This is a genomic window from Hufsiella ginkgonis (genome assembly GCF_009834915.1).
Lineage (GTDB): Bacteria > Bacteroidota > Bacteroidia > Sphingobacteriales > Sphingobacteriaceae > Hufsiella > Hufsiella ginkgonis.
In genome coordinates, this window is sequence record NZ_WVHS01000001.1 from 1,043,656 (window position 1) to 1,059,077 (window position 15,422).

General features: G+C 48.7%; 18 protein-coding genes. 8 read left to right on the top strand and 10 right to left on the bottom strand.

Annotated elements, in window-relative coordinates; genetic code table 11:
• Nucleotides 1-458: 458 nt before the first annotated feature.
• Complete coding sequence (locus GS398_RS04365; protein WP_160905488.1) at nt 459-1,229, top strand: SDR family oxidoreductase; 771 nt, start codon at nt 459-461, stop codon at nt 1,227-1,229.
• 84 nt (nt 1,230-1,313) lie between these two features.
• Here the strand turns inward: GS398_RS04365 and GS398_RS04370 are convergent, their stop codons facing one another.
• The gene (locus GS398_RS04370) at nt 1,314-2,444 is read right to left on the bottom strand and encodes an FAD-dependent oxidoreductase (protein ID WP_160905489.1); all 1,131 of its coding nucleotides are present in this window, start codon (nt 2,442-2,444) and stop codon (nt 1,314-1,316) included.
• 102 nt (nt 2,445-2,546) lie between these two features.
• On the opposite strand from GS398_RS04370, the gene GS398_RS04375 reads away from it, so the two are divergent.
• On the top strand, nt 2,547-3,500 hold the full coding sequence (locus GS398_RS04375; protein ID WP_160905490.1) for a helix-turn-helix transcriptional regulator: 954 nt from the start codon (nt 2,547-2,549) through the stop codon (nt 3,498-3,500).
• Between the two features lie 40 nt (nt 3,501-3,540).
• Here the strand turns inward: GS398_RS04375 and GS398_RS04380 are convergent, their stop codons facing one another.
• Both GS398_RS04380 and GS398_RS04385 read right to left on the bottom strand, forming a co-directional pair.
• Nucleotides 3,541-3,951 carry a hypothetical protein gene (locus GS398_RS04380; protein ID WP_160905491.1) on the bottom strand — a complete coding sequence of 137 codons (411 nt, stop codon included), beginning with the start codon at nt 3,949-3,951 and terminating at the stop codon, nt 3,541-3,543.
• A 174-nt stretch (nt 3,952-4,125) separates the two neighbouring features.
• Nucleotides 4,126-6,258: an ATP-binding protein gene (locus tag GS398_RS04385; RefSeq protein WP_160905492.1), complete on the bottom strand. Its 2,133-nt coding sequence runs from the start codon at nt 6,256-6,258 to the stop codon at nt 4,126-4,128.
• Nucleotides 6,259-6,487: 229 nt separating this feature from the next.
• Between GS398_RS04385 and GS398_RS04390 the strand changes: the two genes are divergently transcribed.
• Nucleotides 6,488-6,814: a hypothetical protein gene (locus GS398_RS04390; RefSeq protein ID WP_160905493.1), complete on the top strand. Its 327-nt coding sequence runs from the start codon at nt 6,488-6,490 to the stop codon at nt 6,812-6,814.
• Between the two features lie 2 nt (nt 6,815-6,816).
• Entirely contained in the window at nt 6,817-7,464 is a 648-nt protein-coding gene (locus tag GS398_RS04395) for a hypothetical protein (protein WP_160905494.1), read from the top strand.
• A 72-nt stretch (nt 7,465-7,536) separates the two neighbouring features.
• On the opposite strand, the gene GS398_RS04400 is transcribed toward GS398_RS04395, so the two are convergent.
• From GS398_RS04400 to GS398_RS04420, 5 genes are all read right to left on the bottom strand, one after another.
• The gene (locus GS398_RS04400; RefSeq protein ID WP_160905495.1) at nt 7,537-7,788 is read right to left on the bottom strand and encodes a hypothetical protein; all 252 of its coding nucleotides are present in this window, start codon (nt 7,786-7,788) and stop codon (nt 7,537-7,539) included.
• A 270-nt stretch (nt 7,789-8,058) separates the two neighbouring features.
• On the bottom strand, nt 8,059-9,198 hold the full coding sequence (locus GS398_RS04405) for a hypothetical protein (RefSeq protein ID WP_160905496.1): 1,140 nt from the start codon (nt 9,196-9,198) through the stop codon (nt 8,059-8,061).
• Entirely contained in the window at nt 9,191-9,535 is a 345-nt protein-coding gene (locus GS398_RS04410) for a hypothetical protein (protein WP_160905497.1), read from the bottom strand. The genes GS398_RS04405 and GS398_RS04410 overlap by 8 nt, the downstream gene beginning before the upstream one ends.
• Before the next feature lie 564 nt (nt 9,536-10,099).
• Nucleotides 10,100-11,080 carry an FtsB/FtsL family cell division protein gene (locus tag GS398_RS04415; protein ID WP_160905498.1) on the bottom strand — a complete coding sequence of 327 codons (981 nt, stop codon included), beginning with the start codon at nt 11,078-11,080 and terminating at the stop codon, nt 10,100-10,102.
• A gap of 95 nt (nt 11,081-11,175) precedes the next feature.
• On the bottom strand, nt 11,176-11,544 hold the full coding sequence (locus GS398_RS04420; protein ID WP_160905499.1) for a hypothetical protein: 369 nt from the start codon (nt 11,542-11,544) through the stop codon (nt 11,176-11,178).
• A 491-nt stretch (nt 11,545-12,035) separates the two neighbouring features.
• On the opposite strand from GS398_RS04420, the gene GS398_RS04425 reads away from it, so the two are divergent.
• The 4 genes from GS398_RS04425 (at nt 12,036) to xth (ending at nt 14,428) form a co-directional block, all read left to right on the top strand.
• On the top strand, nt 12,036-12,536 hold the full coding sequence (locus GS398_RS04425; protein WP_202405950.1) for a VOC family protein: 501 nt from the start codon (nt 12,036-12,038) through the stop codon (nt 12,534-12,536).
• A 181-nt stretch (nt 12,537-12,717) separates the two neighbouring features.
• Nucleotides 12,718-13,089: a SpoIIAA family protein gene (locus GS398_RS04430; protein ID WP_160905500.1), complete on the top strand. Its 372-nt coding sequence runs from the start codon at nt 12,718-12,720 to the stop codon at nt 13,087-13,089.
• Between the two features lie 24 nt (nt 13,090-13,113).
• On the top strand, nt 13,114-13,593 hold the full coding sequence (locus GS398_RS04435) for a DUF4385 domain-containing protein (RefSeq protein ID WP_160905501.1): 480 nt from the start codon (nt 13,114-13,116) through the stop codon (nt 13,591-13,593).
• A gap of 46 nt (nt 13,594-13,639) precedes the next feature.
• The gene (gene xth / locus GS398_RS04440; RefSeq protein ID WP_160905502.1) at nt 13,640-14,428 is read left to right on the top strand and encodes an exodeoxyribonuclease III; all 789 of its coding nucleotides are present in this window, start codon (nt 13,640-13,642) and stop codon (nt 14,426-14,428) included.
• Here the strand turns inward: xth and GS398_RS04445 are convergent.
• Nucleotides 14,406-15,110 (bottom strand): RibD family protein, encoded by a 705-nt coding sequence (locus GS398_RS04445; protein WP_160905503.1) that lies wholly within the window; start codon nt 15,108-15,110, stop codon nt 14,406-14,408. The two genes, xth and GS398_RS04445, sit on opposite strands and share 23 nt — an antisense overlap.
• Nucleotides 15,111-15,124: 14 nt before the next feature.
• Nucleotides 15,125-15,331, bottom strand: a complete 207-nt coding sequence (locus GS398_RS04450; RefSeq protein WP_160905504.1) for a DUF2188 domain-containing protein — start codon at nt 15,329-15,331, stop codon at nt 15,125-15,127.
• Nucleotides 15,332-15,422 lie beyond the last annotated feature (91 nt).

Genomic DNA, 15,422 nt, shown 5'->3' on the forward strand with positions numbered 1-15,422 from the left:
CGCTGACGTTAACTAAATGACATTCCGCAGGTTCGTGGATAATTCGTGTGCGGAAGATCGTCATCTTAATTATTTTGAGCGATCCAGCGGAGGTTCGGTGATCTGCTCACCATCGCCTTTTCCTCGCTGGCCCACCCTGGAAAATTCCGGACGCCGGAGACAAAGACCTTCAGCTTTTACGGCCTCCATCAACTTTGGCGGAAAATGATCCGCATGGGCGTTTTGAAAGGAACGGCCCGGGCTTTGTGATCGCCGCACCTGCGGCCTGTTTATCGTTGTTTCGCGCAATGTAAGCGGGGATGCCGCACTGCGCCTCGCCGCGCCCCTATTCTCCTTGATCCAGATTGGTGCGAAACGACGAGAACACCGGAAGAGGCCAGCCTCATGAAAGGACCGACTGTGCTCTTTTAAAGAAAACCTTAAACCGATTACCCGGTTAAATAAAATCATCACTCGCTATGGAAACATCAACAAAAACAAAACACCCTTTTGCGGCCGAAAGCCTGGAGGGAAAAAGAATCCTGATCACCGGGGGAACAACCGGCATAGGCAGGGCTGCTGCCCTCATGCTGGCCGCGCAGGGCGCCAATGTACTTATTTGCGGCCGGCATGCACCCGAACTGAACGACACGCTTGCCGACGCGGAAAAATTAGGATTGAGTGAGCGTATTACCGGCGTGATTGCTGACCTGGGAACGGAAACCGGTATAAAAAAAATATTCAGCAGCGTAGAAGATCGATTCACGGGACTGGATGTACTGGTAAATAACGCAGCCCTCGCCTTTGACGGTATAGAGGAAGGAAGTTATAGTGACTGGCAATATGTGCTAAATACAAATCTTTTAGCACCGCTTGCCTGCACCAACGAAGCAGCCAAGCTAATGAAAGCAAATGGCGGCGGACATATCGTAAACATCGGATCGATGAGCGCAGTGTCGCGGGGCAAGGACAGTTCCGTTTACGTGGCCACCAAGTCGGGCCTCCAGGGATTCTCCGCATCCGTCAGGAAAGAGCTAAACCCCGACGGGATAAAGGTCTCGCTCATTGAGCCGGGACTTGTAGATACTGATATGATCCCCGGAACGCCGGAAGAACACGAGGAAAAAAAGAAAAAGGGCGAAATGCTGGTTGCTGACGACATTGCCCGCTCGATCGTCTATGTCCTTACGCAAACAAAGAATACGGCGGTGATAGATCTGCGGATCAGGCCGCTTATGCAGGAGTCATAGTTAGATATCGCTTTTGAGACAGCCCTCATGAAATAGCCCGGCTCGGACAGTTTTCGAGCCAGTGAAGCGGAATTGCAAGAACCGCTACTTGATTAGCCTTTGAAAAGAAAAACCGGGGTCGCGCATCTCTAGCTCGTTTTCGCTGGATTCACGTTGCGCCGCCGCGGCATATCCAAACATTTGCTTTTCATAGTCCCTGATCGCATCTTCGATGGTTCCAAATTCACGGCCAACAAGGTTATCGGATAGGATCATCGCATCCACAAGCCCGGTATTTACCCCCTGACCCGCAAATGGGGGCATCAGGTGGGCGGCATCGCCGATCAGCGTTACCGGCAAAGGACGATCATTTTTCCAGGGGTTATTCAATGGCAATTTTCTCGTTGGCAAACCCACAAAAAGTGACGTTGAGTGGAATAATTGCCTGAAACGGTAATCCCATTGAGCGAACCTGCTTAAAAGGAACGCCACTACATCGCTGGTATTTTGAAATATTAACCCGCTATCGTGAGCCCATTCTCCTGGTTTTCTAAAAATGAGGCCGTATGTTAATACACCGTTGTTATAAGGGTTTGCAACTAATAAATTGCCCTGGCAGGCGGTCATTAACCGGTTCCCCTCACATAACTGATAAAATTCAGGGCATCTTATTTCGGGTTGAGGCACATCGCCTTGTATAATAAAAGTCCCGGTTTCTTCGACTTCAATGTCCGTTACGTAGTTTCTTACTTTGGACATTCCACCGTTCGCGCCAATGACCAGATCTGCCACCGCATCCTGTTTATTTTCAAAATGCAACAGCCATTCCCCCTGGCGTTCCTCTAATCCTATACATTTGCTGTCCCAGGTCACCGCACCAGGAGTAAGGCTGTCAAGTAATATTTTCCGTAAATCGTTCCTGTTAATTTCCGGGTTATCGTATTTGTTCGCGGGGGTAAGCTTTTTCGTGAACAATAACTCGCCTTGCTCATCGGTAACTTTCACGCCAATAGGTAAGGCTGATGCATAATAGTTTTCCAGCAATCCCGCCCTTTTCATAGCTTCCTGCCCTGAATTTTTATGCAGGTCGAGCGTGCCGCCCCATATCCTCGCATGGGGGTCTCTATCTCTTTCATAAACGGTTACGTCAATTCCCTTTTGCTGTAAAAGCCTGGCCATGGTCAGGCCTACGGGCCCGGCGCCGATAATGGCTACTTTCTTATCTTTAAGTAACATGATCTTGTAATGTATAATGACGATACAAAACTGCCAGCTACGCACGGGATAAAATAACTATATTTGACTTAAAAATAGTCGCAAAAGACTTTTTAGTGAATAATGAAACGGCAAACTATACCCAATATCCTGTTAAATTTTGCCGATTTACTGGGGACAACAGTAAAAGATAACCGGTTGGAAATTCCCGGGAAGTTTGGCAGAGGCTACTGCGCCGGATTCATGTTAAATGAGCATATCCGGATGCTTATCAGTAATTACGAGCTAAATGAGCCTTTAACCATTAATAACCCGGACATCGATACCACACGGAAAATCATATTTTTTAAATTTCAAAATATCTTCCCTAAAGCGAAATCCGTATTATCCGAAAAGCCGGTAATGCAAACGCCTTCCGTTCTGGTTGCGACCAGCCGTATAAATACAGATGAGCTTATTTCGGTACACACGAACATCGCTACTGTTACTATAGAAGTGGATGCAACGTATTTAAACGGGCTTTTTACCCTGCCGGAAGAATCGCACCTCCTGCAAAGCCTCCTGGAAAATACGCAGCCCTTACTGTTCGAACAGCTCATTCATCCTTCGCTACAAAAAATTGTGCATGAAATGGTTAATGAGCCGATTAATGGAACCTTCGAGTCGTTTTTCCTGAGAGTAAAAGCAGAGGAGCTGATCTGCAGGCTGTTAACGGAATTGGAAAAGCGGGATAAAAAGTACTTATATCCTTTAAACGGCGGCGATATTCAGGCCGTCTACCAGGTAAGGGACCAATTACTGGAACACCTTGAAACTCCACCGGTCATAACAGCACTGGCAGTTGGTGCCGGTATGAGCCCCACTAAGTTGAAACGTTTATTCAGCCAGATCTTCGGAAACAGCATTTTTAATTATTACCAGGGATTCAGGATAAAGGAGGCCGCCCGGCTGCTGAGAGAAGAGAAGTTATCTGTTTCAGCCGCAGGATACAAGCTCGGTTATACCAATCTGAGCCATTTTTCAAGAGTGTTTGAGGAACATATCGGCGTAAAGCCGAAAAAATATTCGGCCATGTGAACCTCACCGCTGTCTCACATAAATAATAACGTTATCCCACTCACTTAAACAATCCTCCTAAGCCGCCTAACGAGCTTTGAATGCTTTCTGGAGTGACGCTATTATCATTGGGATCATTGGCTTTATGCGCGAATTTTTGAAGAATTCCCGGAAGGGCGCCGGCAATAGCACCTGTTACGGCGGGCGGTAAACCGAATTTGCTCGCCAGGCTTGCTGCTAGTCCGCCGGTAATCGCATTAGTGACGTTGCTGCCGGAACCGAGGCTACCCGCAAGCGAAGAGAGCAAGCCGCCTACGCCTCCCTGTGCCGCCGCCTCCTGTTTGATCCCGTTATCGATGTGTGCGGCCACTTCCGTGTGAATGGCGTCCTCCTCCTGGGGAGGGATAGCTGATTTAACCTCCGGGGTATTGTCCAGTTGGTCCTTAACCATTTTTACAATTTGATCGAACATAGTTTAAGATAGATGTATTTGTTCAACACAGAAAGGCAGCTGATGTTTCGTTCAATGACAAAAGGGCCTGCGATAATCTGCGGGGCGACATACGGGTGACAGGCTTTAGGTTGCTAAGGCCGCTTGTACGTCAATGTCAGCCTGGTCATCGCACGATACCAGGTTCCCGGGTGATCATGACTGAGCAGGCAGTATTATCCTGAACGTCGTGCCTTCTTCGCCCGCCAGCTCCAGTTTCCCGCCATGTCCTTTTACCACGATGTCGTAACTAAGTGACAAGCCGAGGCCGGTTCCTTCACCGGTCGGCTTCGTAGTGAAAAAGGGCTGGAAGATCTTGTCGCGGATGTCTCCGGGAATGCCGTGGCCGTTATCTTTCACCCGGATCTCTACGCCCGATGCCGTTTGAGCGGTCGTTACTTCCACCCTCGGCTTATACAGATCGCCGCTGCGTTTAGCCTGTTCCTGCGTGGCCTGGAAGGCATTGTTGAATAAGTTGAGGAGCACGCGGCCCACGTCCTGCGGGATTACGCTGACCTTCGGCAACGCCGGATCGAAATCCGTGACCAGCTCCGCATTGAAATTCTTATCCTTCGCCCGCAGACCGTGATAGCTGAGGCGCAGGTACTCGTCCGCGAGCGCGTTCAGGTCTGTCGGCTCTTTTGTTCCCGAGCTCGCCCGCGAATGCTGCAGCATGCCTTTCACGATGCTATCCGCCCTTTTGCCGTGGTGGCTGATCTTGCTAAGATTCAGCTTCAGATCGCCGAGAACATCCTTCACTTCTTCCCATTCCTCATTCTCTATTCCCTCTTCCGCTTCCTGTACTAATTCTACGCTCACCTCCGAAAAATTATTCACGAAGTTCAGCGGGTTCTGTATCTCGTGGGCAATACCCGCCGTGAGCTCGCCGAGCGAAGCCATTTTTTCCGACTGGACCAGCTGTGCCTGGGTTTGTTTCAATTCTTCCAGCGATCGGTTCAGGCTCGCGGTACGTTCGGTCACCTGCTCTTCCAGCACAATATTCTGTCGGGCCAGCAGGTGCTGTTTTTCCTGCTCTTGCTGCAGGGTTTTTGCCGAAAGCGTTTCAACTTCCGCCAGCTTCTTTTCCAGCGTCCGGCTGGTAGCGGCAAACTTTATGGCCAGCACGACCGACATGAACACCGGCACCACGACGGCCGAAAGTGAGAAACTAATGTTGTAGAGCAGGTTCGGCCCGGCGATAACGAGGTAAACCAGGGAGAAGAGCGAGAAAAGAAATACAGGGACGAGTCCCGCGAGCAGCACGTTCGCTCCCGGCATTTTCCGGCGATAGGCCCAGAGCGATACGCGGAAGGACTCGATCACCATGAGCAGCGGGATGCTGTCGGCCACGCTGGACTGGATCCGCCTGGTGGCGTAGTCGGTTATACTGATCACGATCATCAGCAGCGCCACCACCGTAAGCGAAACCCGGTTGCGGTAATTGAACAGTTGGTAAACCGTGAGCACGAAGAAAATACAGCCGAGATACGATGCGTTCATCAGGTCGATGAACAGGATACGTGCAGCGAGGTCGTGTGCCCTTTCGAGCGAGATCGATATAACGAGCCCGATACCGGTTATCGCCATAAAAATGGCGTACCAGATGTTCGTGCGGTCGTTAGGGTAATACAGGAAGAAGGCGAGGTGCAGGAAGAAAAGAATGGCGAATACACCGCTCAGGATAGTTTGAGGCAACCTGCTGCGGATGTTCGCGGCGTATGCTTTTATCGCATCGGGCAAGGCCCTTAATCTTGCTGAAAACTGGCCCGGTTGGTAGCGCAGGTCCGGCTGCTGCACGCATCGGATGGCAAGTGTATGAACCTTTCCCGGCGTGCAGGGAAGGGCCAGCGGCTCGCCCAGCGTGTTCCAGGCGTTAATGTGCGCGGGATCGGCCCCGATCGCTCCATAACGGGCTATCCGCTGGCCGTCAAGGTAGATCTCCGATGCGAAATACTGGTTACAGACCAGGGCGAGCGTGCGTGCATCCGCCGCATCGTTCACCCTGAACCGAAGCCTCAGCCAGGCCCGTGCTGATGGGTTGCCATTCAGAAGCTGGTACAAGTTTACGATCGAATCCTGTATAGCCCAACGGCTATCGTCAAAATCGGTTCCGGCCCAGGAGATATCGTCGCCCGCGTGAAATTTCCAGCCATGCAGGAGGATACCCGGCGGAGGCAGGACGCCGATATCGGTAACGCCGGAAGCTTCCATATACCGGGGGGCCGGCATCGCAGCCTTGGCCGCGATGAGCATGACAGTGAGCAGGAACAGTCGTAACGAAACGGACATAGTAATGTCCTGGAAAGATAGAAAATATTAAGGAAAGGCGTACTGCGGATGGGCAAGTTCATACATCCCGCAACTTTGCGGCTTTGCGCGAAATAAGCAGTTGCTGCCAGTAGGACATTCGACGAATTGCTGTTCGACATAACCGCTTAAATTGAGTACAAAGGATTATTTATTGTCAAAAAAACCGATGGAATATTAATATTACTTATTTTAGATTAAAAAAATATATATGACAATTATTGCCCCTCCATTAGCTGATCCGCAGGAAATGGAAAAATCGGATCGTCTTTCATTTGACGGTATGATCGAATCACTTGAGTACAGAGACCTTAAATTGAGTGCTAACGAAATATTTGAGCTGAGAAACTTCTATACAAGCGGTACCGCTAGGTTAGCTGACGATTCCGCAGATTTTGAAAACTATAAGGACCTGTTGAGTTTTCACACAGGAGAGCTGGTCGACAGCATTTTTATAAGAAAAGCAGATATACCTAAATTCGGAAGTTTTCGCGACTTTCTACGGTCGCTTTGTCCAATATATCCATTTTGCATATAGTTATGGAAGAGCGGCAGAAAATGGCATTTGAGTTTGCTGCTGATTATACAAAGCAGCTTATTACCCTCGCAACCGGAATATTAGCATTTACGATCACTTTTCTAAAGGATATTCACGATCCGATCACTGGCCAGTGGTGGTTGGTATTTGCATGGATTGCGTTCGGTTGTTCGATTGGATGTGGCATTTGGGCTCAAATGGGAATGACTGGAACGTTAGGTTCGGTAAAACCGAATGGTTCAAAGGCTGACATCAAATTAACAACAGGATCCGACACCCAAGTGACTTTGAAGGAAAACGCAACGATAGAACTTGCAGGTGGTGTTGCTATTAGTACTCATACCCTTCAAGCAGGGGATGTCATGGTTTTAGAGTCGTCTGTAACTGTTACCATTCCTACAGGTTCTAAAGTACTGATTCCTGCAGCTCTGTCGCCGAGTATCGCCGGGAATAATATGCGGTTTCCTGCATTGTTACAAATTACTCTGTTTTTAATAGGAATAATCTTATCGATCGTTTACGGATATAAGAATTTCTCAAGACCTGTGAAAAAATCCGGCAATCATGCTGGAATTACTGTGCGAATCAGGGAAACGAATACACAGACAGGTAAAATCATATTAATCGATACCTTAAAGGCGGCAAAGTAATGTTCACTTCGATGCCTGGAAGCCACATCCCTTGCAATGGAATGATTAAAGACAGGTTTATAGCTGCTGCCATCACCCAGGAAGCGATTCCAGCTTCTCCGCTATCGCCTTTAACAACCCATAACTCAATTTCGCCGCCTTTCCTTCCAAGTGTTCCGTGCTCACCAGCGCCCGGTAGCTGCGTTCTTCGTCGGGTTCAAAAAGCACAGGAATTTTATTAATAATGATCTCGATCTTATGCACGTAGCCCTGTGGCAGCAGGCGGCCTTCGAATTCGAGGATTTCGCCGTTATATTTAACCGGCAGTATGAAGTAATCTTCCATTGGGGCGAAGATAGGGGTAATACGATCAGGTGTCGATCATGCCAACGTAATAAGCTAAGTTTCTCATGAGTAAGTTCTGCAGGAAGGTCCGCATTAGGGCCTACCTGGAAAGATCCATATCGGCCGGATCCCGTTTGATAATCAAGGACATTGGATTTTTAACGGGGACGTGTTCACGGTAACAGAGCAAGAGCAGCTATACCGATTCATTACGGGTTATGTGGGACGAAAAGAAGACGAAGCGTAATAAACTCTGAACAGAAAAACCGGTTATGAACCCGCCCCTGTGTTTTGGAAAACTTTCGATCTAAGATACAAAAATTCCATGCCCTGCGGATGTGTGTGAAATGCTTCGGCGAGCAGCAAAGCCATGCCGCGTTCCTGTGGATCATTCGGATCCTGGATATAGTTAACATAGTTGAGTAATTTTAAGAGGATATCTTCTGGCAATGGAAATCGTCCGTTCATCCCGTAAAGGTCAACTTGCCATTCGTTGGCTTGCCGCTCGCAGAGTCGAAGCATCAACTGGGCGCGTAGGATCATCTCGCGATCTGCATCCACTTCAAAACCGGCATCACTGCTTGTTTTTTCCGTACTTTGAAAATCCACCAGGTCGACTAACCCCTGATTGCCTTTAAAAGTTTTCTCGGCAGAACGGGCGAGCGTGAACATGGTGGCATAACATGAATATCCGAATGCGGTGAATCGTAAAAACGATTGCCTGTCTGGATCAGCAACGTTTGCAGCTATAAGGGACAAGTAAAAGGCGGCAATATCACAATGGCATTCCTCAAGTAATGTTGGAGAAAGTAATGGCTTAAACTCTTCAAGAACTGGAATAAATGTTTTACCAAATTGATCGGTCAACTCCTGCCAGAACCGGGGATTGTGATCTATATAATAATGACCCATCTCGTGGAACATCACCAGTTGCCCCATTATATTGGAAGCTTCTGTTGCAGTCCGGGAAAAAGCCGAATCCTCTTTAATCCGTTCGAATACAGGAATCATGCGAAACTGCTCGTAAACCAGCGTTTCAAGCAGGATAGCTCTCGAAAAGATCGTATTACTTTTGTGAAAGAGTTGTTCGGCAAAATACTTCTTGAAGTTGTATTTCAGCAGGGCCGATACCTTTTGATCGGTGGGTTGGATATCGTTTTCGAATTCATACAGCACAGCCAGCGCTAGATTGTACGCGAATGAAGACAGGTAGGAATTACTGATCATTACAGGCCCGGCGCTCGAGGTGAAGACGTTGGAGCCTATATTTTCGTCGTAAAGGCTGACATAATAAAAGCCACGCCCGATTTCAGCTTCCGGTGTAAGAAACTGGTCTGTGTGACTAACTACTACGAATTTGGCATGCGGGCGTTTGGCGAAAATCAGTCGGCGGATGTATGCCTCATTCATCCTTTTTGAGTTTATCCAGCACCTTATCTATGTTTCCGCTTTCAATCATGTCTTTAACCTCCGATGCCGAAAATCCCTCGAAACTTACTTCCTCTTTGCCAATTCTCACTTTTGCGCTTTGTAAATCTTTCCGATGGTTCTGCCAAACCGTGAATGCTGTACGAATAGCTAATTGAACACTGGATAATATTAATACCCCGATAGTAAGTTTCCCCAAAAATGACTTGGATCGCATCACTTCATCGCTTTTAAATGATGTAGCGATGATCTCTTCTAATTCTGGCGAAGGTTCAATGAATTCAAAATAAAGGTCGGGGATTTCCTGTAATGGGTCCATGGGATTTTTAAAACTAAATTAATAAAACTTGATGTACCGGCTATGCTTTATTCAAGACATTTGAAATCCCTTACACTTTCATTTAACGGCGTGATCAGGGGAGAGGCCTCGGGCAGCGTTTCGGCAAAAGGAGCGGTGGTGATGGCATAACCCTGCCCGCCGGCCCTGGAAAAAAGCATATTGCTCGCTTCCGGTATAACCGCCCGTTCCTGTTAAGGCTCCCGGCCGGTAAGACCCTGCCGTGCCCGGGGAAGTGGTATAAGGCAGGTATTTTTTTAAATTCGCTGCCATATGCATCGTACTCTATGGGTGCTTTTCGCCGACTACGTTATGATCATGTTGCGGCGGTACATCGGGCCGTAAACTGCAGTGTCCTGGAGGGTCTCGATCCTGTCTTAAGTGCGCTCACGTTGGGCGAGGGCGGGATCACGTTATCAAGCACAGGAGTAAGGGTGGCCTGGGCAACTGCGTGCGGCGGCGCAAACGCGGTGACATTAGGCCAAGGAGAGTCACTACCCGTAAAAATGGTTTAAGCAGCATAGAAATCATCTAGTTGAGACGCGGTTAGTTTATCTTACTTTCCAGTTTCCGGAGGCGTTCTTCCAGGGCCTTATTTATAGCCTGCTGATCCCCGAGCTTTTTGTTTTGTGCGGCTATCTCTTTATCCTTCTCGATCATATACAACGTCAGCTCCTCCACCTTCTGCAGCAGCCTGATGTTCATCTCCCCCAGCTGCAGCCCACTGTTCCGCATCTCCGCCGCAGGGGCGATCTCCGGCAGGTGCTTGTTCTCTTTTACGAACTTTTCTACCTCGGCCAGCGGCTTTAAGGCGTAATCGTCGGCGAACACGAAGTCGGCGCCCACCACCGCCGTAACGATCACCTCCGTGGAGTGCACTTTACCGTTAACGGTGAGCTTTTCGTCGGGGTTAGCAGTGCCGATGCCAACTTTTCCGCTGTTCAGGATAGTCATTATTCTCGCCGAGTTTAGGTCAAATCCCATTATACCCGATGCCCGTGGCTGAGAAAAAATAAAATTACCGGTGCTCGCTTCAGAGTAAATTGCAGCAAGATTAGTTGTCCCGCCTGCGTTAAATCTTAATGCGGCATAATCTCCAGGGTTTGTACCGGAGGTTCGTACCTGCAACCCGACATTTCCGATGCCAGAAATGGTGATGTAATCGGTGCTGGATGTACTGCCTGTGTAAGGGTTAGTACCTGACACCTGGAAATTTGCTGACGGGGTTCCTGTACCGATCCCGACATGTCCGTTTGGTAAAATGGCCATCTTCTCGTTACCATCCGTGAAAAACCGCAGCGGTAGTTCGCTCCCGGCATACAGATTCATACCGTTTATATCGCCCCATACCTGGCCCTTTAGCACGCCATTTTGCCTGAAATCTATAAAACCGCCATAGGTGGCATGGTTGAGCGTAAGGCCTGAATAGGTAGACCCGGTCGTTGTAGTGGGCGACAAGGTTCCGATGCCGGCGTTGCCGGTAGCCGGAAACGTATTTGTTACTTGAGAAAAAAGTGGCAGGGCCATACCCTGGCATATAAGTGTAAATAATATTTTTTTCATTTGTTGTAGGACTTTTGATAGTGCAGGATGTGAAACGCCAGCGGTGATATTTGGTAAACTTACCGGATACCGTTGTTATGTGCGGCAGTGTCAATAATGGCGTAAGGCGAACCCCGCTTCTTAAGACTATAAGAGGTAAGCTCCTGTGTAGATAAAAGCTCTCTGAATTCGGACCGCAACTGCCTTTTTAAGGCCTCCATTTGTTGTGTGGTAGTAGTTGGATTTGCCATTGCGGAGGAGATCGCTGCTTCTTCTTTTTGAAAATAAGCCGTTAGTGCGGCTTTCCTGGTTTCAGAAAGGTTGACTACCGAGGAAATGTCCTGAACTTTGATAATTACAGCCATAGATGGCGTTGACGGCGTTTCCTGTGACCGCGCGGAAACGATGAACAGCGGTAACGCTGCCAGTGTTGCAAAGAGTGATTTCATGAGTTTAGGGTATGAATTGTAAACTTTGTTAAGATACATAGGTCCTGATGATGAAACGTTATATTTTCCACAAGATTTTTCCCACAAATTCAGGAGATTTTTCCACGCTTTCCTGTGTTTTTTCTTCTAAAATAATGAGAAAAAGCCCACGAAATCAGGAAAAAAAACCCAAGATTTAACCTTAATTCATTCGCTTCACTATTCTTCCTATTAGTTAAATTCCCCCGCCTGTCGTGACCGTTTCCAGTGCCATCAATTACGACGCCCTCCCAATCGGGTTGCTCGGCGTCTGCCACATAGGTACAGGAGATATGATCAAGTGTCCTCACAGAGCAAACGGGTGATCGTCTCCGCTGCTATTCTTGCGACTGCCACTTCAATTGTTTCGGTGCTATGGCTGATTTGATTTCTAAGCTCATTGGCCCGGCGTGTACTTTGCATGATCTAAGTTAGCAGGTGAATTAGGTATCTTTAAACATAAACTTCAAGTCATGAAAAAATCACTGGTATGCGTCCTTTTGGTCGCAGCATTTATGCTTGGTTATGGGTTCAGCCGATTGACATCTCCTATGGATGATGTTCCGCGGGTAACAGGCATCGGCGGCATTTTCTTTAAAGCGAAAGATCCGGCGGCACTCAAAACCTGGTATAGTACCAACCTGGGTATGCGTATGGTGCAGAGCGGTTCTAATTTCCAGTGGTACCAGGGTGCCGACAGTACCAAAAAGGGTTTTACGCTCTGGGCTCCCTTCCGGGAAACGACCAAGTACTTCCTCCCGTCAGAGAAGCAGTTCATGATCAACTATCGTGTGGTTAAGCTCGATGCGCTGCTGCTGAAATTGAAAGCCGCCGGTATTTTCCCTGCCGACACGGTAGAGAGCGCCAGCTATGGCCGCTTCGTTCACCTCATGGATCCCGAAGGGAATAAAATCGAGCTTTGGGAACCCAATGATGTGGAGTATGCCAAACTTGGGACGATAGTAAGTAAATAGAGCGGACGATAGTCCAATTCCTCCACGGGTGCAGTTCAGCTCGCGTTGTTTTAAATTCACGTTCAAGTTAGGCCGCCGCGTATTTGAAAAGTTAAGAACTATTCAAGCAGCGAAACTTAACCGGGCTAAACTTCTGCAGCCCGATCTTGTTATGATCATACACCATCATGACCGACTACCTATGATAGAACTAATTAGCGGCCTGCCATCTGACGTTGCCGGCTTCAGGGCAACCGGCGAAATAACTAAAGACGACTACGAAACCGTAGTATTTCCCGAGATAGATAAACTGATCGAACGCACCGGTAAGATCAGGTTTTTGCTCGTTATCGATACCGGGCTGAAAAATTTCACCATCGGCGCCTGGTGGGAAGATCTCTGGTTGGGTTTGAAAAACTTTACTAAATGGGAGCGCATAGCGATCGTGAGTGATTCCACGATCATCAACCGTTTTTCAGACGTGTTCGCAACGATCGTTCCCGGGGCCGAATCGAAGGGGTTTGATAAATCGGATTTTGCTTCGGCGAAAGCCTGGGTAGCGGCTGATAGTTAAACTGACGCTTTAGACGCCCTATCGATGACCAAACCTTCCTATTTAAACTTCAACTCAGAGACCTATCGCTGGAAACCAGGTATCGATTACCGCAAACACCCGGAACAATATCGCGTAGGCAAAGGCGAACAAGGCGTGCTCATCTGTGAGCCTTACAAAAGCGAGGTCGGCAAACACTGGCGTTTTAAAACTGTCGACATCGCTAAAACAAGTTGTGAGGAGATCTATCGGCTATTTCTGGCGTACCTGGACCAGGCCGATTTCGTCGGCGCAGACATGGCCCGTAAGTTCCTGCAAATGGGTTACACCCGCGCACGGCGGTATGCCAACTATAAAGGCGGCAAAAAGTACGACAAGGAAAACAGTTACAAGCCTCTTGAGCGTGGCACTGGTGAAGAGGAGAAGGCCAAAGCCGCAGCTATCTTCTACGAGAAATGGAAAGCAGCGGAAACCAATGAACAGTATGCAACGCAAAAAGCAGCATGGAAATCGGAAAAAGGATGAGCGGTAAGCCATTAACTGCCAAGTGTATCACCTGTTTTACCGCGCTATGAAGATCGCTACCTACAACATCAACGGCATTAACGGGCGCCTCGAAATCCTGTTGCGCTGGCTAAAGGAAGCTGATCCGGATATCGTATGCCTCCAGGAATTGAAAGCCGAAAGCCGAAGCTTCCCCGAACAGGAGATCAATACCGCTGGCTACAATGCAATTTGGGTAGGCCAAAAAAGCTGGAACGGCGTAGCTATCCTGTCGAAAACGGAAATCAAAGAGCTTCACCGCGACCTCCCCGGCGAGGATGACGAGTTCACCCATAGCCGCTACATCGAAGCGTTTACCGGCGGCATCGTAGTCGGTTGCCTCTATCTTCCTAACGGGAACCCGGTTCCTGGCCCAAAGTTCGACTATAAGCTGCGCTGGTTTAAGCGGCTGGCCAAACACGCCAAAAACCTGGTGGACCGCGAGCTGCCGGTGATACTGATCGGCGACTACAACGTAATGCCAACCGATCTCGACACTTATAAGCCTGAAAAGTATGTGAATAACGCCCTTTTCCAGCCGGAAGTGAAAAAAGCGTATGCCCAACTTGTTAAACAAGGATGGACGGATGTTATCCGAAAGCTGTATCCCGACGAACCTATCTATACCTTTTGGGATTACCTCCGAAACGCTTACGAGTGGAACGCCGGTTTGCGGCTCGATCATGTGCTGCTTAATAAGCATATCGCCCCCAGGCTGGTATCAGCAGGCGTCGACAAACATGTGAGAGGCTGGAAAGATGCCAGCGACCATGCGCCGGTTTGGGTAACGCTTACTAGCCCGGGAGCAAATAGGTAAGCCAAAGTACGTCATCTTTGATCTTCCTCACTTTTTCGAGCTTAAGCAACGTGGCGCCGTGCTTTTTCGATTCTTTATCGATCTCGAAAAGTGCAGGAGCGCCAGCCGTGCCATCGGCGATCGGCAGCAGAACCTGGTGAAGCTCGTTAATAAGCCCTTGGTTCAGGAAGCTTCCGTTAATGTGCGCACCACCTTCCAGCATCAGCTTTTCGATACCGAAGAGTCCGCGCAGTTTTTTCAGCGCCACTTTAAGATCGATTTCTTTAATTCCGGCGAACAGGTAGGAAACGCCGATGTCGCGCAAATGGGCAAGGTAGGCATCAGGTACCGACTCAGTCAGCACGGTGATCACATGATCGCCCTGCATAAGCGGCTCGTTCCAGCCCAGTTTACCATGACCGTCGATGGCGATCGCGTATTTACCAGGTTCATGGTCGGCCACGAAATCCTCCCTGCTCACTTCCTGGTGTCCCCTTTTTAGCACCGGTTTGGCGAAGTCGGTAAAATCTTTCTCCATCGTGGTCCGCCCCACTATCCAGGCGGTTATACCGATCTTTTCGTGGATCTCTTCAAACTTGCCCTTCAGCTTTTTCACTTCGGGGCGATCGCCCCAGTTATCTGTTAATATCCGGCCATCGAGACTGGTCATCATCAGGCAGATCACATAGGGTTGTTTTGTCATAATGAATAGTTGAGTTAATCTTCTTTAGCCGATTCGTCCGCGAAACCTTCATGTTCCGCAAGCCCGGGCTCCTTCCTGGCACGTTTCAGGCCGGTAGCAATGGCGATGCCTTCGTCATGACTTTCTTCCAATATGGCATTGGCGATCTCCACGGCCCGATCCCGAAGTTCGGGCCGAAGGTTTTTATAGGATGGCGGGTAGTCTCCTTGGTACCATGGCATAGTTTTCTTGTTTTCAGGTCTTGTATAGATGGTAACCTGCAAGATGGAGGAAGGTTTATCGAATTGTTATTTCTCACCCACCTTAACCCAA